Annotated in this window: 20 protein-coding genes; 11 read left to right on the plus strand and 9 right to left on the minus strand. The window is 70.2% G+C overall.

The features are described 5' to 3' along the window. The first annotated feature begins 182 nt into the window (after positions 1–182). Positions 183–1820 carry an AMP-binding protein gene (locus AC4BEG_RS34500; protein WP_490703603.1) on the plus strand — a complete coding sequence of 546 codons (1638 nt, stop codon included), beginning with the start codon at positions 183–185 and terminating at the stop codon, positions 1818–1820. 86 nt (positions 1821–1906) lie between these two features. Here AC4BEG_RS34500 and AC4BEG_RS34505 read toward each other — a convergent pair whose 3' ends face one another. Beyond that, positions 1907–2275 carry an arsenate reductase family protein gene (locus AC4BEG_RS34505; protein WP_490703604.1) on the minus strand — a complete coding sequence of 123 codons (369 nt, stop codon included), beginning with the start codon at positions 2273–2275 and terminating at the stop codon, positions 1907–1909. Between the two features lie 119 nt (positions 2276–2394). Here AC4BEG_RS34505 and AC4BEG_RS34510 point away from each other — a divergent pair, with 119 nt between their 5' ends. After that, positions 2395–2673, plus strand: coding sequence for a hypothetical protein (locus AC4BEG_RS34510; RefSeq protein ID WP_490703605.1), 279 nt, complete (start codon positions 2395–2397; stop codon positions 2671–2673). 62 nt (positions 2674–2735) lie between these two features. Here the strand turns inward: AC4BEG_RS34510 and murJ are convergent, their stop codons facing one another. Further along, complete coding sequence (gene murJ, locus AC4BEG_RS34515) at positions 2736–4304, minus strand: murein biosynthesis integral membrane protein MurJ (protein WP_490707300.1); 1569 nt, start codon at positions 4302–4304, stop codon at positions 2736–2738. 381 nt (positions 4305–4685) lie between these two features. On the opposite strand from murJ, the gene AC4BEG_RS34520 reads away from it, so the two are divergent. The 3 genes from AC4BEG_RS34520 to AC4BEG_RS34530 all read left to right on the plus strand — a co-directional run bounded on the left by AC4BEG_RS34520 (position 4686) and on the right by AC4BEG_RS34530 (position 6478). Then, a complete protein-coding gene (locus AC4BEG_RS34520) occupies positions 4686–5165 on the plus strand; it encodes a YflT domain-containing protein (RefSeq protein WP_490703606.1) in 480 nt (159 codons plus the stop codon). Between the two features lie 102 nt (positions 5166–5267). After that, on the plus strand, positions 5268–5750 hold the full coding sequence (locus AC4BEG_RS34525) for a DUF6153 family protein (protein ID WP_490703607.1): 483 nt from the start codon (positions 5268–5270) through the stop codon (positions 5748–5750). 68 nt (positions 5751–5818) lie between these two features. Then, a complete protein-coding gene (locus tag AC4BEG_RS34530; protein ID WP_490703608.1) occupies positions 5819–6478 on the plus strand; it encodes a DUF305 domain-containing protein in 660 nt (219 codons plus the stop codon). A 69-nt stretch (positions 6479–6547) separates the two neighbouring features. On the opposite strand, the gene AC4BEG_RS34535 is transcribed toward AC4BEG_RS34530, so the two are convergent. Continuing rightward, positions 6548–7453 carry a M56 family metallopeptidase gene (locus AC4BEG_RS34535; protein WP_490703609.1) on the minus strand — a complete coding sequence of 302 codons (906 nt, stop codon included), beginning with the start codon at positions 7451–7453 and terminating at the stop codon, positions 6548–6550. After that, positions 7450–7818 carry a BlaI/MecI/CopY family transcriptional regulator gene (locus AC4BEG_RS34540; protein WP_490703610.1) on the minus strand — a complete coding sequence of 123 codons (369 nt, stop codon included), beginning with the start codon at positions 7816–7818 and terminating at the stop codon, positions 7450–7452. The genes AC4BEG_RS34535 and AC4BEG_RS34540 overlap by 4 nt, the downstream gene beginning before the upstream one ends. 160 nt (positions 7819–7978) lie before the next feature. Between AC4BEG_RS34540 and AC4BEG_RS34545 the strand changes: the two genes are divergently transcribed. Continuing rightward, positions 7979–8509 carry a TerD family protein gene (locus AC4BEG_RS34545; protein ID WP_490703611.1) on the plus strand — a complete coding sequence of 177 codons (531 nt, stop codon included), beginning with the start codon at positions 7979–7981 and terminating at the stop codon, positions 8507–8509. A gap of 173 nt (positions 8510–8682) precedes the next feature. Here the strand turns inward: AC4BEG_RS34545 and AC4BEG_RS34550 are convergent, their stop codons facing one another. Then, the gene (locus AC4BEG_RS34550) at positions 8683–9573 is read right to left on the minus strand and encodes a hypothetical protein (protein WP_490703612.1); all 891 of its coding nucleotides are present in this window, start codon (positions 9571–9573) and stop codon (positions 8683–8685) included. Then, on the minus strand, positions 9573–10841 hold the full coding sequence (locus AC4BEG_RS34555; RefSeq protein WP_490703613.1) for a VWA domain-containing protein: 1269 nt from the start codon (positions 10839–10841) through the stop codon (positions 9573–9575). The genes AC4BEG_RS34550 and AC4BEG_RS34555 overlap by 1 nt, the downstream gene beginning before the upstream one ends. A 175-nt stretch (positions 10842–11016) precedes the next feature. Between AC4BEG_RS34555 and AC4BEG_RS34560 the strand changes: the two genes are divergently transcribed. Beyond that, positions 11017–13800: an alpha/beta fold hydrolase gene (locus tag AC4BEG_RS34560; RefSeq protein ID WP_490703614.1), complete on the plus strand. Its 2784-nt coding sequence runs from the start codon at positions 11017–11019 to the stop codon at positions 13798–13800. Beyond that, entirely contained in the window at positions 13797–14651 is an 855-nt protein-coding gene (locus AC4BEG_RS34565; RefSeq protein ID WP_490703615.1) for an ABC transporter permease, read from the plus strand. The genes AC4BEG_RS34560 and AC4BEG_RS34565 overlap by 4 nt, the downstream gene beginning before the upstream one ends. 73 nt (positions 14652–14724) lie before the next feature. On the opposite strand, the gene AC4BEG_RS34570 is transcribed toward AC4BEG_RS34565, so the two are convergent. Continuing rightward, positions 14725–15909: an FAD-dependent monooxygenase gene (locus AC4BEG_RS34570; RefSeq protein WP_490703616.1), complete on the minus strand. Its 1185-nt coding sequence runs from the start codon at positions 15907–15909 to the stop codon at positions 14725–14727. Between the two features lie 764 nt (positions 15910–16673). On the opposite strand from AC4BEG_RS34570, the gene AC4BEG_RS34575 reads away from it, so the two are divergent. From AC4BEG_RS34575 to AC4BEG_RS34585, 3 genes are all read left to right on the plus strand, one after another. Continuing rightward, entirely contained in the window at positions 16674–18968 is a 2295-nt protein-coding gene (locus tag AC4BEG_RS34575) for a glycosyltransferase (RefSeq protein ID WP_490703617.1), read from the plus strand. After that, entirely contained in the window at positions 18965–20209 is a 1245-nt protein-coding gene (locus AC4BEG_RS34580) for an acyltransferase family protein (protein WP_490703618.1), read from the plus strand. Before AC4BEG_RS34575 ends, AC4BEG_RS34580 begins: the two co-directional genes overlap by 4 nt. A gap of 227 nt (positions 20210–20436) precedes the next feature. Further along, positions 20437–21054: an extensin gene (locus AC4BEG_RS34585; RefSeq protein ID WP_490703619.1), complete on the plus strand. Its 618-nt coding sequence runs from the start codon at positions 20437–20439 to the stop codon at positions 21052–21054. 193 nt (positions 21055–21247) lie between these two features. Here AC4BEG_RS34585 and AC4BEG_RS34590 read toward each other — a convergent pair whose 3' ends face one another. After that, positions 21248–22141, minus strand: a complete 894-nt coding sequence (locus tag AC4BEG_RS34590; RefSeq protein WP_490703620.1) for a lysozyme — start codon at positions 22139–22141, stop codon at positions 21248–21250. A 248-nt stretch (positions 22142–22389) separates the two neighbouring features. Next, the gene (locus tag AC4BEG_RS34595; RefSeq protein WP_490703621.1) at positions 22390–23037 is read right to left on the minus strand and encodes a TetR/AcrR family transcriptional regulator; all 648 of its coding nucleotides are present in this window, start codon (positions 23035–23037) and stop codon (positions 22390–22392) included. Between the last annotated feature and the right edge of the window lie 9 nt (positions 23038–23046).

The raw sequence follows: 23046 nt of genomic DNA on the forward strand, positions 1-23046 counted from the left end.
CAAAGCGCGATAGCGTGTACAAGCCAACGGGAGGCTGCCGTACGGCCCGGGGACGTGGCTCATCACACCCGGGATCAGCACATCCGGAAGGCGAGGTGCACCCGCGCTCCTCCAGGCTGGGCGGCTTCACCGAGCGGCTTCCCGTCTGGCGCGACTCGTGGATACCAGCACTAGGAGCCCTCTTGACCAGCCCAGAACAGCGCATGGCTGACCTGCTCAAGACCTTCGGTGAGCCAGCGGCGAGCACTGCGCACCTGCTGTGCGACAGGCACCCGGCCGACGCCGTGGCGTTCACGTTGGTGGGCAAGGACCTGACCGGCCATGACATGACGTTCGGTGAGCTGCGCGACCGCTCGGCGCGCATGGCCGGCGCGCTGGCCGACCTGGGGGTGGGAGTCGGCGACCGCGTCGCCACCTTGATGGGCAAGTCCGCCGAACTGCTGGTCGCGACCCTCGCGATCTGGCGCCTGGGGGCCGTCCAGGTCCCGCTGTTCACCGCGTTCGCACCGCCGGCCATCGCGCTGCGGACCACGGGCAACGGCACCAAGGTCGTGATCACCGATGCCGATCAGCGTCCGAAGCTGGACCCGGAGTCCGGCTTCCCCTCCGAGCGGCCCTGGCGGATTGTCACCACCGGTCCGGTCGAGGGGGACGACCTGGGCTTCACCGAGCTGGAGGCCGGATCCGCACCACAGGCCGAGCCGGTGGCCCTGGGCGGCGACGCGACGATCGTGGAGCTGTTCACCTCCGGCACCGCGGGCACTCCGAAGGCCGTCCCGATCCCGCTGCGGGCGGTCGCGGGCTTCGTCATGTACCAGGAATTCGGCTTGGACCAGCGTCCCGAGGACGTGTTCTGGAACGCCGCCGACCCGGGATGGGCCTACGGCCTCTACTACGCCATCATCGGGCCCCTCGCCACCGGGCAGCGCAGCCTGCTGTTCAACAGCCTGTTCTCCGCCGAGTCCACCTGGGCGGTGCTCTCCCGCTACGGCGTCACCAACTTCACCGCCGGCCCCACCGTCTACCGGAAGCTGCGCGGATCGGAGCTGCCCGCCCCCGACGACCTGCGGCTGCGCTGCTGCTCCGCGGCCGGTGAGCCGCTGCCCCCGGACGTCGTGGAGTGGGCGCGGGAAACGCTCGGTGTGCCGGTGCGCGACCACTACGGCTCCACCGAACTGGGCATGGCCATCTGCCACGCCTGGCACCCGGCCCTGCGTACCGACCTCAAGCTCGGTGCCATGGGCCGTCCGATGCCCGGCTGGGCGGTCAAGGTGCTCCGCGAGGACACCAACTCCGCCATGGCCAAGACGGACGTCCCCGGCCGCGTTGTGATCGACATCCCCGCCAGCCCGCTGATGTGGTTCCAGGGCTACCGGGACGCCCCCGAGCAGACCGCCGAGAAGTTCAGCCCCGACGGACGCTGGTTCTACACCGGTGACACCGCGGCCCGGGACGAGGAAGGCGATCTGTTCTTCTCCGGCCGCGGCGACGACGTCATCCTCATGGCGGGCTACCGCATCGGCCCGTTCGAGGTGGAGAGTGTGCTGCTGGAGCATCCGGCCGTGGCGGAAGCGGCCGCGGTCGGTGTGCCCCACGAGGAGTACGGCGAGATGGTGGAGGCGTTCGTGGTGCTGCGCCCCGGTGACGCGGAGCCCGGCGACGGGCTCGCCGCCGAACTCCAGCAGCTGGTGCGGGAGCGGTTCGCCAAGCACGCCTACCCGCGGAGCATCCACTTCGTGACGGAACTCCCCAAAACCTCCAGCGGTAAGACACAGCGCTTCCTGCTGCGTCCGCAAGCGGGTTCCGGCCGGGGCCGCTGAACCTCGGCTTCCGCCATCGCCCGACCGCCGCCCCGGCTTCCGTGCGCCGCACGTGAGCCGGGGCCGTTCACACGGTCGGCACACGATCAGGTCCGGGAGCGCGAGAGCGCCTCGCACACCGCCTCCTCCGTGCGTCCCACCACCGCCGAGCCGTCGTCCGCCGTGATGATCGGCCGCTGGATCAGCTTGGGGTGCTCCGCGAGCGCCGCGATCCAGCGGTCCCGCGCGCTCTCCTCGCGCGGCCAGTCCTTCAGCCCGAGCTCCTTCGCGGCCGCCTCCTGGGTCCGGGTGATGTCCCAGGGCTCGAGCCCGAGCCGGGACAGCACCGCCCTGATCTCGTCCTGGCTCGGTACGTCGTCGAGATAGCGGCGGACGGTGTACCCCGCACCCTCCGCGTCGAGCAGAGTGAGCGCGCTGCGGCACTTCGAGCACGCCGGATTGATCCAGATCTCCATGCCGGACACCGTACCCCGAGACCGCTCAGACCGGTTCTGACCAGGGGGCTTTGTCAGTGCCCAGCCGTAGAATGAAGGCAGTGAAAGGGAAGGATCCCGACCGTCTCAGGAGGATGCCGATGGCCACTGCCGCAACACCTCTTCCGGACCTGCCGAGCTTTCCGACCCTGCCGAAGAAGCGGATGCCCGCGGGCCGTCCGCGCGAGTGGTACGAGTCCCACAACCGTCGGCTGAAGGCCATGCGCCTGGCCATCGCCCTGCTCAACTCCGGTGTGTACCGCGCCGAGCAGGCACCCAACCGCAGGATACGCACCACCGCGGTCCGGATCGGAGTGCATCCGCCCTCCGACACCACCTGCCGTATGGTGCGCTCCCTGATCCGCCACGACAGCCACTGACCACCCCGGCCGCCCGCCGCGCCCGTTGCCGGGCTCGGCGGGCGGCTCCGTAGCGCGCCGGATCAGCCGAGCCCCGGCAGGCTCCGCAGTTCGCCGATCCGCAGCACCCGGGCGAGCACGACGAACAGCAGCGCCATGGTGACGCACCCTCCGGCCAGACCCAGTACGGGAGCCCAGGCCGAGGAATCCACGGCGCTGGAGCAGCCGCGGGCCACCAGCCAGCCGAGCCCGGCGGCCGCCACCGCCGCAGCGGTCAGCTTGCCGTAGGTGCGGCACAGCCGCTTGCCGTCCAGCCGCCCTTCCAGCCGGCGCCGCAGCCGCAGCGCGGTGAACAGCAGCCCCACCGCGTACGACACGGCGTAGCCCGCGGCCATCCCGGTCACCGACCAGCGTGCCGGGAGCAGTAGATGGCAGGCCACAGCCAGGGCGATGTTCACCCCGCTGATCCACATCGCCATCCAGAAGGGCGTGCGGGTGTCCTCGAAGGCGTAGAAGCCGCGCAGCAGCAGATACTGCGCGGAATACGGAATCAGACCGAGACCGAACGCCTGGAGCATCTGGCCCAGCGGCAGTGCGGTGGTGGCGTCCGAGGAGCCGTGCGCGAACAGCAGTTGGGCGACCTGCGGACCGAAGGCCAGGAAGAAGAAGGCGGCGGGCACGATCACCACACCACTGGTCCGCAGCGCGCGGGAGAGGTCATGGCGCAGATCGTCCAGCCGGTGTTCGGCCACGGCCAGGCTCATCCGCGGCAGTAGCGCCGTGACCAGTGAGACCGTGACGATCGACTGCGGCAGCAGCCAGATGGTCTGGGCGTAGGAGTACGCGGAGTAGCCCACACCGGAGGTGGGCAGTTGCTGGTCGGCCGCGTTGGCGAAGTTGGTCACCACCGCGAGCGCCACCAGGTTGGCCACCACGAGCATCAGTGTCCAGCGGGCCGCCACGAGGCTCTTGCGCAGCCCCGTGCCCCGCCAGTCGAAGCGCGGCCGGAAGCGGAAGCCCGCGGCACGGACGTAGGGCACGAGCGCGAGGGCCTGGAGCGCGATACCGATGGTGGTGCCGATCCCCAGCAGCCGCACCTGCGCCGCGGTGATGTCCTCCACCCGCTCGGGCACGGTCAGCAGTCCGACGTACCACCCGAACATGGCGATGAGAATGACGTTGTTCAGTACCGGGGTCCACATCATCGCCCCGAACTTGCCCCGGGCGTTGAGGACTTGGCCCATGATGAAGTACACGCCGTAGAAGAAGATCTGCGGCAGCAGGAAGCGCGCGAAGACCACTGTCAGCTCGAAGGCGGCATGGGTGTGCGGCGAGTCGTCCCGGTAGATGCTCACGATCTCCGGGGCCGCCCATACGGAGAGCAGTGTGCCCACACCGAGCACACAGAGCACCAGGGTGACCAGGCGCTGCTCGTATGCCTGCCCGCCGTCGGGCTGTTCGGCGCGGGCACGCACCAGTTGGGGCACCAGCACGGAGTTGAGGGCGCCGCCGATCAGCAGTGTGTACAGGCTCATCGGCACGGTGTTGGCGGTGTTGTACGTACTGGCCAGCAGGCCGGTGCCGAGCGCCGCGGCCTGGAGCACCTGCCGGATCAGCCCCGTGGCTCTGGACACCGTCGTGCCGAGCGCCATCAGTACGGAGGACCGCATCAGCCCGCCCTGGGCGCCGTCCTGCCCTCGGGTGGTGTGCCGCGCCCGTTCGTGCTTCCCCCGTGACCGGGAATCCGTCTCCGCACCTGTCTTCTCGATCATGGGGGCAATCTACCGGGGCGCGCGGGATGCCATTCCGCCGGTGGACCGGTGGGGGTCCGTTTTCCGCCGGGAAGGAAATGCGGAGACGGGCGGGTAAGGGAATGCTGCTGGAATTCCCCTGACACCGTCGGAGGGGCGAAGCGTCGGCGCCTGGGTCTCAGGAGTAGATGCGTATTTTAGCTGATATGTCCTGCTATGTCGCTTCCCGTTGCGAGGGAAGCGGCGCGGACGCAGGCTCTCCTTGACGGAGGGAGACCTGCGATGACCCAGCAACCGCCGCCGTCGGTGGTCGACCGTCCGGTCGTCGGCTCGTACGCGACCTACGCCGGAGCCCAGCGTGCCGTCGACTTCCTGTCCGACAACAAGTTCCCGGTGGAACACACGGCGATCATCGGCTCGGATCTGCGCATGGTGGAAACGGTGCTCGGGCGGCTCACCCGTGGCCGTGCGGCGCTGGCCGGTGTCGGTACCGGTGCCTGGTTCGGTCTGCTGATCGGGCTGCTGCTGTCGGTGTTCGCGGCCGGTCGCCACAACGTGCTCGTGCTGATCATCAGCGGTATCGTCTACGGCGCGGTGTTCGGCGCGATCTTCGGCTTTGTGGGACACGCCCTCAGTGGCGGGCGGCGCGATTTCGCCTCACGCAGCCAGATCGTGGCCGCCCGGTACGACGTGGTCGCCGATGCCGAGGTGGCCGAAGAGGCGAAGAACATGCTGATCAAACTCGGCTGGCGAGAGGGCTGACGTCTCCGGGTGCCGTCGTGCCACCCCCCTCGCGCGTACTAACCCCCTTAGCAGTAGAGTGGCTCTCCGAGACGGCTCATGTCGGCATGTGGAGGGGTAGTGGTGACCATCGGCGGATGTGTGCGCGGGGGTGTGCTCCCCCGACTCCTGCTGATGGTCGTGCTGGCCACGGGTGTCTTGGTGATGCACACCGTGGGCCATCCCGACGGTGACTCCGGCTCGGGTGGGGGCGGCTCGGCGCACCATGTGTCCGTTGCCTCACACTCCACGCCCGACCACTCGGCTCACGGCGGCCGCGTCAGTGCCCTGTCCGTTCAGGACGGACACCACCAGGCGGAGTCGATGGCAGGAGATCGGGATTCCGCGCCCATGGCCGAGCCGCGCGAGCCCATGGCCGCGATGGACATGGCCTCGCTGTGTGTGGCGGTGCTCGGTGTCTGGGTGCTCACGGGACTGCTGTGTGCGGCCTTCACTCGTCGTCGTGGACCGCCCCCGGGGTCTTCCACCCCGCTCTCCGCCGCCGTGCGGCAGCGTCCTCCCGCACCCGGGCCCGACCTCGTCGCCCTGTCAGTTCTGCGGATATAGGCCGAACCCGCGCCACCGCGCAGGAACGACCACAGAACCGACCATCACGGCAAACGAGGTACATCGACATGACCGCAATCACCCATGCCCCGCGGGGGCCGCTCCGTCGCCGGCTCGCGGTGGTGAGCGTCGCCGTCGCGGCGGGGCTGCTGCTCGCCGCCTGCGGCGGCCAGGACGGCAAGGAGGGCGCGGAACACGGGAGCGCACACTCCTCGGCTACCACGCGCTCCCCGAAGGGCGCCTTCAATGAGACGGATGTCCATTTCGCGCAGATGATGATTCCCCATCACCAGCAGGCGCTGGATATGGCCCGCCTGGCGGCCGGCCGGGCGTCGGACGCGCAGGTCAAGCGACTGGCCGCGCAGATCGAGAAGGCCCAGGACCCGGAGATCAGGACCATGAGCGGCTGGCTGAAGTCCTGGGGCAAGCCGCAACCGACAACCCCTGCGGACGGTATGCCGGGCATGGACCACGGCTCGGGTGACGGGCACGCCAAGGACGGCATGATGTCACAGAAGGAGATGAACCGGCTCAAGGCGGCCAAGGGCGACACCTTCGACCGTGACTTCGCCCGTCTGATGATCGAGCACCACAAGGGTGCGATCGCGATGGCGAAGGACGAACAGAAGGGCGGGCGGAACACCGCGGCCAAGAAGCTCGCCGGTGACATCGTCACCGGTCAGTCGGCGGAAGTGGCCACGCTGCGCACCATCCTCGACCGGCTCTGACGCACGCACCCCTGTCGCTCCGGCCCGCCGGGACCGGAGCGACAGGGGCCGTTGCGCAGCCCCGCGGGTTCAGGTGAGACCGGGCAGACAGCCGACCACGAGCGGAAGCAGCGGTACGGCTGCGGCCCCGGCCGCCACCACCCCCTGCAGCGCCGGATGCGCGCTCCTGGGCGGAGTCAGCATCCGCCGCAGCCGGACCACGGCGTCCGTGCCGCCGGCCGGGAACGCGCCCTGCGGCGTCTGTTCCGCCGCCATGGCGTACAGGGCCGAGGCAAGCACCTCGCGCGGATGGCGGCGCAGCGCGCGGTCGTCCGCCGCCATTTCCAGCAGCAGCGTCGTCTGTTCCCTGAAGGCACGCGCCAGCGGCAGCCACCGGAACGCCGTGGCGAACGCCTCGGCCGCGGCCAGTGCCAGATGGTGGCGGCCCGCGATATGCGCGCGCTCGTGCTCCAGCACGGTGTCGAGCTGGGCGGGCGACAGCACCCGCAACGCGCCGGAGCTGACGACGATCCGGGGCCGGCGGCCCGGCAGTGCGTACGCCACCGGTGTCTCGTGGTCGAGCACCGTGGCACGCAGTCGCGTCGACCGGCGGCCCACCAGGTCCAGCACGCTCCGGTGGCGGGCGCGGGCGCGCCCGGCCCGCAGGAGGTGATGACCGAAGCACATCAGTGGGAGAAGTGTCACACCGATCGGTACGGCCACGGCCGGAACGCCCGTGAGACCGGGGACATATGTGTGCAGCGCCAGCCCACAGAACTGGAGTAAGCCGGACATTCCATTATGAAGATGCCCGGTTGGGGTGATGAGGTGGTAACTGGCCAATGCCACCGCGATCGTGAACGACCCGGCCAGACCCTGCCACAACGCAACAGCCGGGGCGGGGAAGTGATACGACCAGGTGCCGCGGGACAGCGCCCTCGGAACCAGAATGCCGACCACGGCCGCATAGCAGACCAGCGCGAGCGCGTCGGTCACGCCGGGGGCCGCCGTACGGCCGTCCGCAGCGCCTTGCGCAGGGCGTTGACCTCCTCCGGGCCCATCTGCCGCACGAAGTGGGCGAGGGCGGCCGTCCGGTCCTCGCTGGTGCCGAGCGCGTCCTCCATCAGCGCGGCGGTGTACTCCTCGCGGCTGCGCACCGGCGAGTACACCCAGGCGCGGCCCTCCTTGGCGCGCAGCAGCCAGCCCTTGTTGTAGAGGATGCCGGCCACCGTCATCACCGTGGTATAGGCGACGGGGCGGTGCTCATTGATGTCGTCCACGATGTCCCGCACCGTCGTGGGACGCTGCCACGTCCAGAGGCGGTCCATGATCTCCGCCTCGAGCTCCCCCAACCGTCGCATGGACGCTTCCTTCCTCCGTTTGTACGCAGCTCCATAGTAGAGACCCCTCATGGGCGCACCGCGGGCACCTCCGGGAAATCCTCAACTCCCCTTGCCGCGCGATAGGATTGACGGCATCCGTACGCGACAACGGAGAACGATCCGAAGAAGGGAAGTCTGTGTGACTGGTCTCAACAAGGGTCTCCGGAAAATCGAGGTGGCACTCAAGTGGGATCCCAGCCCCGCAGGTGAGCCGCCCAATGATCTCGACATCGTCGCCGCGACCTACCGGGCCGCCGATCCGTTCGGTGAGCCCGCGTATCTTGTGCACTTCGACAGCCGCTCTCCCGATGGCACCATCACCCTCAACCGGGACAGCCGTACCGGTCAGGGCTTTGGTGTCGACGAGGCGATGACCCTGGAGTTCGACCGGCTGTCGACCGAGTACACCCGGGTCGTCGTGGGCGTGGCCATCCAGCAGGGTGCCGGACGGAAGACCTTCGACGAGGTCGGGGGCACCAGCGTCCGGATTGCCGAGGGGTACACCGAGCTGATAAAGAGCGACCTCTCCGGTGTCCCCGCGGCCACCGCCGCCACCATTGCCGTATTCACCCGTGACGACTCGGGGGAATGGAGAATGCAGAGTGCCATTCGCGGCTTCGATGTGGACCCGGGTGAATTCGCGGGACTGATGGGCAAGGACTATTCCTGAGGGAGTTGTCGTCGCCCGGCCGCTCTCACGGTTCTCTATGAATCATTGACGCGCAGAACAGCGGTACCGCGTATTTCGGTTGAGCGCGTGGCGTGTCCGCCATGGGAAGAAGAGGTGACGGCGCCGCTGTTCCGCCCGGCAGGGACGGAACAGCGGCGTCTACGGCGCTGCCGTCAGGCGTCACCCGGTGGACGGCCCGATGAGCGCGGCCCCCGGGTCAGGGTGTAGCCGCCCACCGCGGCGAGCGCCCCCAGGACCCCACCGCCCACGGTCCACACCCAGCGGTCCGACCACCAGCCGGAACCCCAGCCGTCCTCCGGCTCGGCGACCGCCCGCAGCGAGTCCTCATCGGCATCGCCGGAGTCGGAGTCGGAGTCGGAGTCGGAGCCGGAGCCGGAGTCGGAGTCATTCGGCGGTTCGGAGTCCGGTGCGGCGACGGTCCCCGCCCGCAGCGACGGATTGAGCGGCTCAGCCAGCTCCCCGCCGTCCGCGTGCTTGCCGCCCGCGTCCCGCGCGGTCGTCGTGACCTCCGCGTCGATCGGCAGGCCGAGGTCCTGCTCGGGCAGATCCAGCACGGTCAGCCGCAGGTAATAGGCGCCCGGCAGCGGATCGTTGGCCCAGCGCTCGGACCACGACCGCACCTGACGCACGGTGCAGGTCAGGCTCACCGACGTGTCCTGCTGGTCCGCGTGATGCGTCGGGCTGCCCGACGCACACGGCTGGTGGCGGCGCAGCCCGTCGTACACATCGAGCTGCCAGGTGGCGCCGCCGTGGCGGGCGGACGCGTCCGGCAGTTTGACCTTCGCCTCGACCGTGGGGACCTGTCCGGCGGCCACCGGCACCACCCAGTAGAGATAATCACCGGTGGACGCGGTGGCCGTGGCCTTCTCGCCCTGCTCGACCGCGGTGGCGGTACGGAAGTTCGTCCCCGCCTCCGTCAGACCGTCCTTGCCGTTCTTGGCGTCCTTGCCGTCATTGCCGTCCGCGACGACCGGGGCAGCGGCGGTGAACAGTGCGGCGGCGCACAGGGCGAGCGCGGCGCCCGCCTTCCGAAGGGCTCGCATCAGTTGGACCTCCAGACGGTGATACGCCAGCGGGCCACCCAGCCCCACACCAATCCCGCGACCAGGCCGGTCACGGCGAGCACGCCCAGCAGCACCCATCCGCGTCCCAGACCGAAGGCGGCCACGTCCGCCGGAGGCTCGTCATTGTCGACCACGTCCACGGCCAGCTCGACCGGCAGGCCAGGAGTGCGCTTGACGCCCGCGGGGGCCGAGAACGACTGGCTCAGCTCCAGACACACCGTCCGCGGCGTGGTGTCCTCGTCGTCGTCCGCGTCGGCCACCGGGTAGCGCAGCCCGGTGGAGATGACGTCCGTACGGCCGCTGCCCGCCTCACTGCCGCGCACCAGCTCCCGGCCGCCCGGTGTCACCGCGCGCAGCAGGACGCCGTAGTCGGGGTCGACGGCACGGTCCGCCGCCACGCTCACCGAGGCCCGCAGCTCCTTGCCGGGAGCCACCTTCGTTCGGTACCAGCGGTGTTCACCGAAGCGCTCACGGTCGTTGTACAGGCCGGTGCCCAGCTCGGGGGCCTTGGCACACTGCGCCGCGCCCTGCACCCCCGTGGGCGTCTGCACCGGCGTCTCGGCGGTGCGGCGCACCAGCTGCTTGATCCGCGATGAGAGTTCATCGGTGTGCTGGACGGCCGTGTAGGTGCCGCCGGTGGCCTCGGCGATACAGCTCAGCTGTTCACGGACCTTGCGGTCCGGGGTCAGCCCGAGGGTGTCCACGACCAGATGGGTTCCGTCGGCGGCCAGTTCACGTGCCACATCACAGGGGTCTGGCCGGCCACAGGAGTCCTCGCCGTCGGTGATCAGCACGATCCGGCGGGTGGCGTCGTCGCCCGCGAGGTCCTTGGAGGCCCCGCGCAGTGCCAGGCCGATCGGTGTCCAGCCGGTGGGGCGCAGTGTGGCCACAGCGGCCTTGGCCTCGGTGCGGTCCACGTGGCCCACCGGATACAGCTGCTTGCTGTCCTGGCAGCCGACCTTGCGGTCCTTGCCGGGGTATGTGGCGCCGAGGGTGCGGATACCGAGCCGGACCTCGTCGGGCGTGGCGTCCAGCACCTCGTTGAACGCCTGCTTCGCCGCCGACATCCGCGAGGCGCCGTCGACGTCGCGGGCCCGCATGGACCCGCTGACGTCCAGGACCAGTTCGACCTTGGGGGAGGGGCGCGACGGTTCGTCGGCGGTGGCGGTGGGTGGGAGTATCAGGCCGCAGGCGAGGGCCGCGAGCAGCCCGGCAGCGCCTGTCACCAGACGTTTCTTTATGATCACCGCGGCATCCTATGGAGCATCATGTGACTGCTCCAAAAGCCGTAACGCGGCGTGGTGGCGAGCACGTCCGTACCGCGCCGGGTGTACGGCGCGTGTCCGGATACTCCCCGGGGAGGGGATGAGAATCCGTCTGTTGTCAGCTCCGCTGTCGGTCCGGCATGTCTAGGGTGCAGACATGGATCTCCGAAAGACCCGGTTGCGGTGGCCCTGGGGCCGGCCGGCCCGTTCGCGGGGCCGGCGGCTGCTCGCCTCGGCGGCGGCCGTCACCGTCCTCGCGGGGGTGGGCACCTTCGCGGTCGCCGCCTCCGGCGGCCGGCCGTCCGTGCACCGCGAGGACCGTGTGCTGGACATGCCGGGCGCGCGCCTGGACACCTCGTACTTCACCACGGGTGGTGGCCGCAGGCCCGCGGTGCTGCTCGCCCACGGTTTCGGCGGGTCCAAGGACGATGTCCGTGGCCAGGCCGAGGAGCTGGCCCGCGACGGCTATGCCGTACTGACCTGGTCCGCGCGTGGCTTCGGCCGTTCCACGGGGAAGATCGGGCTCAATGACCCGGACCGTGAAGTGGCCGATGTGCGGCGCATGGTGGACTGGCTGGCCAAGCGGCCGGAGGTGCGGCTCGACCACCGGGGGGATCCGCGGGTGGGTGTTGCCGGTGCCTCCTACGGCGGGGCGGTCTCACTGCTGGCCGCCGGGTACGACCGGAGGGTCGACGCCATCGCGCCCGCCATCACCTACTGGAACCTCGCCGATGCGCTCTTCCCCAACGGGGTGTTCAAGAAGCTGTGGGCCGGGCTCTTCTTCACCACCGGTTCGGCCGACCTCTCCGGGCGCCAGGCGGAGCCGGAGGGGGAGTCGCAGCAGCCGGGCGGACAGGGGGCAGGGGAGGAGGGTCCCGCGGCACCCGGCGGGCAGGGCACACCGCGCCCGGCGGGCGGCGGGGACGGAGGCTGTGGACGGTTCGAGAAGCGGCTGTGCGCGATGTACGAACGGGTCGCCGTTGCCGGGAAACCGGACGCCGCGGCCCGGAAGCTGCTGGAGAAGCGCAGCCCGTCCGCCGTGGCCGACCGCATCAAGGTCCCCACGCTGATCCTCCAGGGGCAGACCGACTCGCTCTTCCCCCTCGGCCAGGCCGACGCGATGGCCAAGGCCATCAAGGCCCAGGGCGCACCGGTCGCCGTCGACTGGATCGCCGGGGGACACGATGGCGGTGACCCCGAGACCTCACGTGTTGAGGGACGGGTCCGCGCCTGGTTCGACCGCCACCTCAAGAACGACCGGGGCGTGGACACCGGCCCCGCCTTCCGGGTGACCCGTACCGGCGGTGTGGACTCCACCAACGGCGCCGTCCAGATGCGCGGCGCCACCGGTGACCACTACCCGGGACTGGCGGACGGCCCACGGACCGTACGGTTGCGCGGACGTGAGCAGTCGTTCGTCAATCCGCCCGGCGCGGGGCCGCCGTCGGTGTCCACGGTGCCCGGTGTGGGCGGGCTGTCGCAGGCGGCCTCGTTCGGTGTCGGCCTCTCCAGCGATGTCCCCGGCCAGTTCGCCCGTTTCGACTCCGCACCGCTGGACCGGCCCCTGCGCATCACCGGATCGCCGGAGGTCACCGTGCGGGTGACGGCGGACGCGGACGACGCCGTGCTGTTCGCCAAGGTGTACGACGTCGGGCCGGACGGAAACCAGGCGCTGCCCGCGCAACTCGTCACCCCCGTGCGGGTCCGCGATGCGAGGGCGGGCCGTACCGTCACCCTCCGGCTTCCCGCGATCGACCACGAGGTCACCGCGGGCCACCGGCTGCGGCTGGTGCTCTCCTCCACCGATCTCGGCTACGCCTCGCCGACCGAGCCCGCCACCTACACCGTGACACTCGCCGACCGCCGCATCACGGCGCCCACCGCGCCCGGGGTGCACACCCAGCCCGCACCGCTGCCCTGGTGGGTGTGGGGGCTGCCGCTCGGCGGAGCCGTGGTGGCGCTGGCCCTGCTGCTGACCGGCAGGCGCCGGACGGCCGCTCCGCCCCCTGACCCCGAACGGGCCGATGTGCCCCTGGAGATCACCGGACTGAGCAAGCGCTATGCCGGCTCCGCCGACCGCTACGCGGTACGGGATCTGTCCTTCCGGGTCGAGCAGGGGCAGGTGCTCGGACTGCTCGGACCGAACGGCGCGGGCAAGACCACCACGCTGCGGATGCTGATGGGTCTGATCGCCCCCGACGAAGGTGAGATCCGGGTCTTCGGACAGGCCGTCCGGCCCGGCGCCCCCGTCCTCTCCCGCGTCGGCGCGTTCGTCGAGGGAGCGGGCTTCCTTCCCCATCTGACCGGCAGGGCCAACCTCGAGCTGTACTGGCAGGCCACCGGACGCCCAGCGGAGGACGCACACCTCGCAGAGGCGCTGGAGATCGCGGGCCTCGGCAGCGCCCTGGAGCGTGCCGTACGGACCTACTCCCAGGGCATGCGTCAGCGGCTCGCCATCGCACAGGCCATGCTCGGCCTGCCGGATCTGCTGATCCTCGACGAACCCACGAACGGCCTGGACCCGCCGCAGATCCGGGAGATGCGCGAGGTGATGATCCGGTACGCGGCCGACGGCCGTACCGTGATCGTCTCCAGCCATCTCCTGGCGGAGGTCGAGCAGACCTGCACCCATCTGGTGGTCATGGACCGCGGCCGTCTGGTCCAGGCGGGACCCGTCGCCGAGATCACCGGTACCGGTGGCAGTGTGCTGGTGGGCCACGAGGGGGAGCTGAGCGATGCCGTCGTGGACAAGGTGGCCGCGCTGCCGGGCATCGTGTCCGCCCGGCGGACCGACGGCGGACTGCTGGTGCTGCTGGACGGGGCCGCCCCGGCACGGCTGCTGGCCGAACTGGTGCGGCTGGAGATCCCGGTGTCCAGCTTCGGGCCCCACCGGCGCCTGGAGGACGCGTTCCTGACGCTGATCGAAGGAGGCTCGGCATGAGCTCCGTGATGGATGCGGCCCCCGGCTACCGGGCCCGCCACACCCTGCCGCTGCGGGTCGAGGCGGTACGGCAGCTGCGGCGCCGCCGGACGCTGGTGATGGCCGTGGTGCTGACCGCGCTGCCGTTCGTCCTTGTGGCCGCCTTCGCCATCGGTGGCGCCCCCGAGGGGCAGGACGACCGGATCACCCTGATGACCACCGCGACCGCTTCCGGCGCCAATCTCGCCGCCACCGCGCTGTTTGTCTCCGCCGCCTTTCTGCTGGTAGTGCCGGTGGCGCTGTTCTGCGGTGACACGGTCGCCGCCGAGGCCGGGTGGTCATCCCTGCGCTATCTGCTGGCGGCCCCGGTGCCCCGGGCGCGGCTGCTGGCGAGCAAACTGACCATCGGGCTGGTGTTCAGCGCGGCCGCCATGCTGCTGCTCCCGCTGGTCGCGCTGGTGGTCGGCACAGTGGCCTACGGATGGGGACCGCTGCGGATCCCCACCGGCGGCGAACTGGCCACGGGGGACAGCCTGGCCAGACTGGGGCTGGCGGTGGCCTATCTCTTCACCTCCCAACTCGTCACCGCCGCCCTCGCGTTCTGGCTCTCCACCCTCACCGACGCACCACTGGGCGCGGTGGGCGGCGCGGTCGGGCTGACCATCGTGGGCAGTGTGCTGGACGCCGTCACGGCCCTCGGGTCCTGGCGCGAATTCCTCCCGGCGCACTGGCAGTTCGCCTGGGTGGACGCCCTTCAGCCGCATCTGGAGTGGGGTGGCATGGTGAAGGGGGCGTCGGTGTCCGTCGCCTACGCGCTGGTGCTCATCGCCCTCGCCTTCCGTGGCTTCGGGCGTAAGGACGTGGTGTCGTGAATACGGCATCTGGGGCCATGAACGCGAGCCTCCCGTCGTGACCGGGATTCCGGGCCGCTACGGGAGGCGCGGGTCAGTAGTCCTTCAGGGTGAGCGAGTTGATCATCTCCTGGGCGTCGGCCGGCTCGTCCACCATCGTTTCCGGGTCGACCGTGGCCGGATCCTGTGACAAGGCGGCGTCCATCCGCTCCTTGTTGGACAGCGCGAAGTCCTGATTGGCCGTCATGTAGTCACGCAGTTCCCGTTCGTAGGCCGCGAAGGCCGTGGTGTGATCGCCGTTCGCGGCCTTCAGCTCACCCGCCAGGACGTAGGCGCCGATCAGCGCCATGCTGGTGCCCTGGCCCGACAACGGTGAGCCGCAGTAGCCCGCGTCGCCCAGCAGCGCCACCCGGCCGCGTGACCAGGAGTCCATCCGGATCTGGGACACCGAGTCGAAGTGGAAGTCGGGCGCGCCCCACATGTACTCCAGCATCCGTGGCATCTCCCAGCCGACGTTCGCATATGCCTGTGCCACCAGCCGCTTCCGGTCCGACACCGTCGAGCCGTCGAGCACCCGGGTGGGCGGATCGTCCGAGGCGTAGCCGACGAACACACGGGCCTCGGTGTTGTCGCGGACACTCATCACCATCCCGCCCCAGGCATGGCCCGGGGTGCGGTAGATCACCTGCCAGTGGTCCAGCTCGAGGTAGTTCGGCACCGTCCACACCCCCAGATAGACCCCGAGGTGGCGCAGGTAGTTCTCCTCCGGTCCGAAGACCATCGCCCGGGTGCTGGAGTGCACCCCGTCCGCGGCCACCACGATGTCGAAGGCGCGCTCGGCGCCACGCCGGAAGGTGACGGCCACTTCGTCACCGCCCTGGGTGAGCGCGGCGATCGAGTCGTCGAAGAGGTACTCGATCCCGCTGCCGCCGGCGGTGAAGAGGATCGAGGCCAGATCGTCCCGCAGGATCTCCACATCGGGGCTTGCGAGCTCCCCGCCGGAGGCCGTCCGTTCGGTGGTGCTGAAGAGTTCCTTGCCGTCGTCGTCGACCACCGACATGCCGCGCAGTCCTGTGCTCCGGCGGCGAATCTCGGCCAGTACGCCCATGCGTTCGCACACCTCGAGTGCCGGCCCCCGCACATCGATCGCCTGCCCGCCCGGACGCAGCCCCGCGGCCCGTTCCACCACGGTGACCTCGTATCCATAGCGGTCCAGCCAGTAGGCGAGTGCCGGTCCGCCGATACTGGCGCCGGAAATCAGAACCCTCGTCCCGCGCATCGTGTTCTCCGTTTCGGCCTGGGGTTTTCACTGATATCCGAAGAGTTCCGGAACACACCGACAGGCGACCGACAGCGGACCGATGCCCACCGACGGCACACCGACGCTCCACCGACACGCCTTCCCCACGCTCAACACACCTCCCGCACAACGGAGTTCCAAACGCACACCATCGCGTGTGCGGACATCATGGGGAAGTGAGCCATTAACGAGAGTGTTACGTCGATGTGTTGTGAGGTCCCACTGTGATCGATGAGACTGGTGTTTCCGACCGGCGAGACCAAAAACGCCGGTACGGTCGCACTGGTGATGTTCGGTCCGCCCCCCACGATCCGAACAGGATGGGACCACATGAAGATTTCACTGGAGCACGTTCGCGTGTCCCGAGGGCCTGACGCCGCAGCGCGCGCCTGTCCCGGACCCCGCCGGAGACCTCACCTCTCCCCGCGCGGATCGGTCATGGCCACGGCGTAGCCGCCGAAGTCCCTGCCGAACGGCAGATCCACCGCGAGACCGGCCCGATCCGGGACCGCGGCGGCACTTTGATGTGTCCGCCGCCCCCATACCGGCGGGCCGGCTCCTCGGCGACGCCTCCCTACCGGCTCCTGCCGGTCCGCAGCCACGACGGGCCCGGCGGTCTTCTCCCGCCCGGCCGGCGGTCCGGCGTGCCCATGGCCGTTCGGTGACGCACATCTGCAAGAAAGGAAACGGATCAGGTGCTCACTTCGCACCAGCCACGATCACGCGAAACGTCCCCACGGGCCGTGCCCGCCCCCCGAAACGGCACACCGGGCCAGAGCGGGCATGTGCTGGCGGTCGGTTCCCCCGGACCGCGGCTCGACCAACTCACCCACACCCTGCGGTCGACCGGGCACGAGGTGAGCCACGCGGTGCCCGGCGACATCGACCGCCAGGTGCGGCAGTCGCCCCCGGACGCCATTGTCGCGCTCGATGACACCCAGCGCGGTCTGGAGGTGATACGCGAGGTCCGCGCCGCCCCCGCCGGCCGGGCCCTGCCGCTGGTGATGGTGACCACTGCCCCCGGTCCCGACGATGTCGCGGACCTGCTGCGCGGTGGCGCCGACGACTGCGTACCCGACACCTCCGACCCCGTGGAACTGTCCGCCCGGATCGAGGCCAAGCTGCGCCGCGTTCCGGTTCCGGTCGAGAACCTGCTGCTCGATCCGCGCACCGGTCTGTACTCCCAGCGCCACTTCCTCGGCGAACTCGACCGGGAACTGCGGCGGGTGGAGACCAGCCGCATCGGTGGTGTGGTGGCCATGGTGGCCGTGGCAGAGATGCCCGCCCTGGAAGCCCGGCTGGGCTCGCGGGTACGCCGTGAGGTGGCCGAGCGGCTGGCCGGAGTGGCCGAGAAACTGGGCGACTTCTGCGACCGGCTCGGCTGGGACGAGGACGGCCGGCTGCTGATGCTGATGCCGGGTGTCGACGAGGACACTGCCCGCGGCAATCTTCAGAAGTTCGCCAACGCGGTGGCCGGCACCCGCTTTGTGGTGGCCGACGAGAACGTCCGGTTGACCCCCGCGATCGGATGGGTTCCGCTGGCCGACTGCCCCGACCGTCTCCAGGCGGTGGAGCGGGCCCGGGACGCGGTGGCCGAGTCGATCCGCCACCGCGATCTGCGGCCGGTCAAGTACGCGGCATGGATGCGCGGCGCGCCCCGTGGCCGCCGCGCCCTCACCGAGGCCGTCCGCGGACTGCTCTCCGCGCTGTCGCCGTTACTGGTGCTGGTGCTCGGCGTGGGCATTCCGTTCGTGTTCTACCAGCAGATGTACAAGCTGGGCTGGGACGTCGGCTCGGCGGCGTACTGGGTGGTGGTGTCCGGCCTGGTGCTCTCCGCCGGGCTGATCGTGCTGGAGTGTCTCTTCTCGCTCGACGCCACCCCCCGTCCCGAGCGCCCCGCACAGCCGTATCCACCGGCCAGCGCGGTCATCGCCGCGTATCTGCCGAACGAGGCGGCCACCATCGTGGACACCGTCGAGTCGTTCCTGCGCCTGGAGTACCCCAACGAGCTGGAGATCGTGCTGGCGTACAACACGCCGCACCCCATGCCCATCGAGGACACCCTGCGGGAGATGGCCCGCCGCGACCCCCGGCTGGTGCTGCTGCCGGTGGCGGGCAGCACCTCGAAGGCCCAGAACATCAACGCCGCGGTCACCCGGGTGCGCGGTGAGGTGGTCGGCATCTTCGACGCCGACCACCACCCGGCCCCCGACGCCTTCCAGCACGCCTGGCACTGGCTCTCGAACGGCTATGACGTCGTCCAGGGCCACTGTGTGGTCCGCAACGGCGACAGCTCATGGGTGTCGAAGCTGGTGGGTGTGGAGTTCGAGGCGATCTACGCCGTCAGCCATCCCGGGCGCACCCGGCTCTACACCTTCGGTGTGTTCGGCGGCTCCAACGGTTTCTGGCGCACCGATCTGCTCGCCCGCACCCGGATGCACAGCACGATGCTCACCGAGGACATCGACTCCACCATGCGCGCTCTGCACGAGGGCGCCCGGATCGCCACCGACCGCACCCTGGTCTCGCGTGAGCTGGCGCCCACCACCCTCACGGCGCTGTGGAACCAGCGCTCCCGGTGGGCGCAGGGCTGGCTCCAGGTGTCGCTGAAGTATCTGCGCGGGGCGCTGCGCTCCAAGGCGTTCACCGCCCGGCAGAAGGCCGGGCTGCTGGTGCTGCTGGGATGGCGTGAGATCCAGCCGTGGCTGACCCTCCAGATCCTGCCCGTGCTGCTGTACTCGGCGTGGCGCGCGGGCGGTGTGGACCAGCTCGACTGGGCGGTGCCGATCTGTCTGCTGGCCACTCTGCTGACGCTGTCCGCCGGAGTGGTGCAGGCGCTGTTCGCATGGCGGCTGGCCGTTCCCGAACTGCGCCGCCGCAAGGGGTGGTTCTGGCGCTATCTGCTGGTGTCCACCTTCTTCTACAGCCACTTCAAGAACTTCGTGGCCCGGCAGGCGCTGCTGAAGGAGGTGCTGCGGGACCGTCAGTGGCGGGTCACCCCGCGACCCGGCGACGGCAAGGCGGTGGCCCGCTCATGAGCACGGTGTCCACGGCGCCGGTCCGTCCCGCCCCGCCCGCCGCGCCGAAGCGGCCGGAGCAGCCCGTCCGTGCCCGCAACGGAGAGATCCAGGGGTTCCGCGGACTGGCCGCGCTCTCCACGGTCGTTTTCCATGTCTGGCAGCAGTACTTCACCTACGACCGGGACGGCGCACACCCGCCGGTGGCCAACCGGTACGCGAACGCGCTGGTCTCGCTGGAGGTGATCGATTTCTTCTTCGTGCTGTCGGCGTTCCTGCTGACGCTGTCCTATGCGAAGGCGGCGATCGACGGGGCCTCCACACGGCCGGCCCGCACCTTCTTGTTCCGGCGGGCGGTGCGGATCGTGCCGCTGTACTTCCTGGCGGTCGCGTTCGTCTGGGCGACGCGGAACCCGACCCTGCCCGGTGAATGGACGGATCTGGTCCGCCACCTCACCTTCACCCAGGTGTTCGACAAGGAGCAGATCTTCTACACCATCGGCCCCACGTGGTCGCTGTCGCTGGAGATCATGTTCTACTTCGCGCTGGTGGCGCTCGGCCCCCTGGCCGTCCGCGCCACCCGGCCGCTGAAGCGGAGGTCCGCGCGGGTGGCGGTGTGCGCCGTGGGGTGCGCGCTGCTGTACATCGGTCCGTTCCTCTGGATCGCGGTGGCCCGCTACGGATTCCAGGTGCCGCACACCGAATGGCCGGTGTACTTCGGGCCGCAGGCCCGTTTCGGCGCGTTCGCGGCCGGTATGGGCCTCGCGGTGGCGGCGGTCGCCCTCGGCGACCGCGGGAAGCTCGGCCCGCGCTCGGCGATCGCCCTGCGGCTGGTCGCGGCGGCGGGTCTGTACACCCTGTCGCTGACCGGTGAGAAGGCGCAGGACCCCGCCACCGTCTTCTACCATCCGCTGTCCGCCCTGCTGTGGACCCTGCTGCTGTTCAGCACCGTCCATGTACGGCGCCACGGGCGGTGGAGCGCATGGCTGACGACCCGCTGGCTGACCCTGGTGGGTATGGCCAGTTACAGCCTCTTCGTCTGGCATGAGCCAATCATGCTCGCGCTCTACCGGGGCGGTCTGCTGCCTCCGTCGGGCCAGGAGGGCTTCCCCCTCGCCGTGGTGGTGGTGCTCGCGGTGGCCGTCCCGGCGGCGCTGCTGAGCTATTGGGCCATCGAATACCCGGCGAGTCTGCTGGCACGGCTGAAGGATTCCCGCGGCCGTCCGCGGGAGTTCTATCCGGAAGCGGCCGCCCGGTCGTGAATCCGCGGTCCCCGGTGTGTGGCCATCGCACACCGGGGACCGGACACCATGTACGCCCCGCCCGCTGCGGCGCGGCAGGGTCACGGGATACCATCCGCCATGTTGTTGAGTGTGTAACAACTGCGCATCGGGCTGTCCTTCACCGCTGTGATCAGGCTTTACTGGTGCGCCGCAACCAGCCGGGCAACGCAGTGCACAAGCCGCGCACAACGGGAGACAGCGACACCATGGGGCGACACAGCCGACCGACACCAGCGCAGCAGGCGCGCGCCAACACGCTCAAGGCGGCCGCCGCCCTCGGTGTGGCGGGCACCATCGCCTTCGGCCTGCACTCGTCCATCGGCGGTGACCGGTCCGTCGAGGCGCGCTCCGATGTGAACTCGGCGCAGAAGCAGTCGCCGGACGCCGATCCGTCGGAGGACAACACGCCCACCGGCAGCCATGTCACCCCGTCCGCCTCCGCCGAGCCCCAGCCCGTGTCGAACACCCCGAACACCTCGGACACTCGGAACACCCCGGACGCCTCGTCCTCCGGCCGCGGTACGCACACCGACGGCGGCTCCGGACGGCACGCCACGTCCGGCACCCCGTCCGAGAGCGCCACGAAGGACACTCCGTCGGACACCGCCACACCTCCGGCCCAGCGTGCCGACCAGGTGTCCACCGGGCACACCGAAATGAGCCGGACCCCCGGCGCCGATCCGACCGGGCCCTCGGACGAGCCGAGTGAGCAGTCGCCGTCGCCGCAGCCCAAGGGCAAGGGCGTCGTGGACGGTGTGGTGGACGGCGTCGGCGACACCCTCGACGGTGTGATCGGCGGCATCGGCGGTGCGCTCGGCGGCTGACGCCCGGGTGCGCCCGGCGGCTGGACGCCTAGGTCCTGTCCTGTCGATCTTCGTGGATCAGGCCGCGGCGTCTGGTGCCGTGGATCGCAAGGCGGAGGGTCGTCCTCGTACTGGGCGTACTCGGAAGATCCCGACAACGCGGCGAGGCGCGGTGCCAGGCGTCGCAGGCCCGTGAAGATCGGCAGGACAGGGCCTACCCCTTCGCCAGATCCCTCAGGGCGTCCAGATCGCCGTTGAAACGGTCGTGGTCGCCCACCACCGGCCCGGTCGAGGTGTACTGCCACAGAGTGTGGGACGACCATCCGGCCGGCAGTGGTCCGGGAGTGGCGTCGTAGCGTGCCAGCCACAGCGGATTCTCCGCCAGATCCGGGCTGTTGCCGGTGCAGGTCGTCCACCAGCCGGTGGTGGTGTAGATCACCGGAGTACGCCCGGTGCGCTCCGCCACCGTCCCGCTGAAGCCCTTGATCCAGTCGGTCATCTGGGCCTGGGTCAGCCCGTAACAGGATGTTCCGTACGGGTTGTACTCGATGTCCAGTACGGGTGGCAGTGTGGTGCCGTCGTCCGTCCAGTCGCCGCCGTTGCTCACGAAGTATTCCGCCTGGTCCGCGCCACTGGACCGGTCGGGCAGGGCGAAGTGATACGCGCCGCGGATCATGCCCTGTTCCGCGGCTCCGTTGAACTGGGCGGAGAACGAGGGGTTCTTGTAGCCGGTGCTCTCGGTGGCCTTGACGTAGGCGAACCGGACATCCGCGTCCCGGAGGGCGGCCCAGTCGACCTCTCCTTGATGGTTGCTCACGTCCACCCCCTCCACACCGGCCGTGAGGGTGGCTTTGGGAGTGGCGTCGGGGTCGGTGGCCTCGTGGTCGGCGATGGTCGAGCCCATCCAGTCCTGCTCGGGATGTGTGAGCGGCGAGGGCGACGGGGGTCCGGCGGCGGGACCGGCTCCCGGAGCCGGTGTCGAGGCCAGGGCGGGTCCCAGGGTGGCGAGGACGGCGGTGGTGACCGCGGCCCCCAGTCCGACGAGGGCGTAGGGGGAGCGCGGCGAGGATGGGGCCCGGTGCGCGCCCTTACCGGATTTCAAGGACATATATGCCTCCGGAATGGGTGCTCCGTGGGGGAGAGCAGGTGCGAAGACACCGAGGAGGACGGTGCCTCCGTTCCGCATTCGAAGGTACGCGCAGATCCGCGGCAGGGGAGCCGAACCAGAGGTCGCGGCGGTGCCCCACGGCAATCGAGGGGCAGCGCAACCCGCTATGCGGTGGGAAACCGTGAATTCACGTCAACGTCCAAGAATTTCGCGGAATGTTCCGCCATCCGTGGCAGAGGTGGAATCCATCAGCGCACCGGGGGATCGCCCGCCGGCGGGGCGTCCGGTGCGCAGTACCCCGCCACCAGCGCCCGCGCCGCCCCGATCGCACGGGCGGCGATGGCCTCCGCCACCTCGCCGGGATCGCCGAATTTGCCGTCGAGCAGTAGCGCCACATAGCCCCGGGCCAGCGCGTGCAGCGCGTCCAGCAGCGCCACCGCCGTCTCCGCCCCCCGGCCGGGCGGCAGCGCCTCGAAGGCGCTCGGCAGCAGCAGATCGACGAACTCCCTGGTGGCATCCCGCAGTTCGGGGCGGGAGGCGCGCAGTCCGGGGGCGTTGAGGATGTCGAACCCGCCCCGGTAGCGGGCAGCCGCGCGCACATAGCTGCCCGCCATCGTGGCCAGTCGCTCGTGAGGGGTCTCGACGGTGGCGATGGCCTCCTCGTGGATCGCCCGCAGCCGCCGCGAGACCTCCAGGGCGGCGGCTGCCAGCAGGGCGTCACGGTCGGCGAAATGACGGTACGGCGCCCCCGGGCTCACCCGGGTGCGGCGCGCGGCCTCCGCGACGGAGAAGCCACGCACCCCGACCTCGTCCACGATCTCCAGGGTGGCCTGCACCAGCGCCGCGGCCAGATCGCCGTGGTGGTAGGTGTCGCGTCCCTTCCCGGTGGCTGCCATCCGGCCGAC

This window comes from Streptomyces sp. JLBJ103 (assembly GCF_058215575.1).

What these genes read in the sequence shown, in the direction of transcription:
- murJ (WP_490707300.1), bottom strand. Translation starts at nt 4,304, where the DNA reads ATGGCGCTCGGCACGACGGTGTCCAGAGCCACGGGGCTGATCCGGCAG.
- AC4BEG_RS34595 (WP_490703621.1), bottom strand. Translation starts at nt 23,037, where the DNA reads ATGGCAGCCACCGGGAAGGGACGCGACACCTACCACCACGGCGATCTG.
- AC4BEG_RS34520 (WP_490703606.1), top strand. Translation starts at nt 4,686, where the DNA reads ATGACCCAGCAACCGCCGCCGTCGGTGGTCGACCGTCCGGTCGTCGGC.
- AC4BEG_RS34560 (WP_490703614.1), top strand. Translation starts at nt 11,017, where the DNA reads ATGGATCTCCGAAAGACCCGGTTGCGGTGGCCCTGGGGCCGGCCGGCC.
- AC4BEG_RS34585 (WP_490703619.1), top strand. Translation starts at nt 20,437, where the DNA reads ATGGGGCGACACAGCCGACCGACACCAGCGCAGCAGGCGCGCGCCAAC.
- AC4BEG_RS34540 (WP_490703610.1), bottom strand. Translation starts at nt 7,818, where the DNA reads ATGCGACGGTTGGGGGAGCTCGAGGCGGAGATCATGGACCGCCTCTGG.
- AC4BEG_RS34580 (WP_490703618.1), top strand. Translation starts at nt 18,965, where the DNA reads ATGAGCACGGTGTCCACGGCGCCGGTCCGTCCCGCCCCGCCCGCCGCG.
- AC4BEG_RS34550 (WP_490703612.1), bottom strand. Translation starts at nt 9,573, where the DNA reads ATGCGAGCCCTTCGGAAGGCGGGCGCCGCGCTCGCCCTGTGCGCCGCC.
- AC4BEG_RS34570 (WP_490703616.1), bottom strand. Translation starts at nt 15,909, where the DNA reads ATGCGCGGGACGAGGGTTCTGATTTCCGGCGCCAGTATCGGCGGACCG.
- AC4BEG_RS34565 (WP_490703615.1), top strand. Translation starts at nt 13,797, where the DNA reads ATGAGCTCCGTGATGGATGCGGCCCCCGGCTACCGGGCCCGCCACACC.
- AC4BEG_RS34510 (WP_490703605.1), top strand. Translation starts at nt 2,395, where the DNA reads ATGGCCACTGCCGCAACACCTCTTCCGGACCTGCCGAGCTTTCCGACC.
- AC4BEG_RS34505 (WP_490703604.1), bottom strand. Translation starts at nt 2,275, where the DNA reads ATGGAGATCTGGATCAATCCGGCGTGCTCGAAGTGCCGCAGCGCGCTC.
- AC4BEG_RS34590 (WP_490703620.1), bottom strand. Translation starts at nt 22,141, where the DNA reads ATGTCCTTGAAATCCGGTAAGGGCGCGCACCGGGCCCCATCCTCGCCG.
- AC4BEG_RS34530 (WP_490703608.1), top strand. Translation starts at nt 5,819, where the DNA reads ATGACCGCAATCACCCATGCCCCGCGGGGGCCGCTCCGTCGCCGGCTC.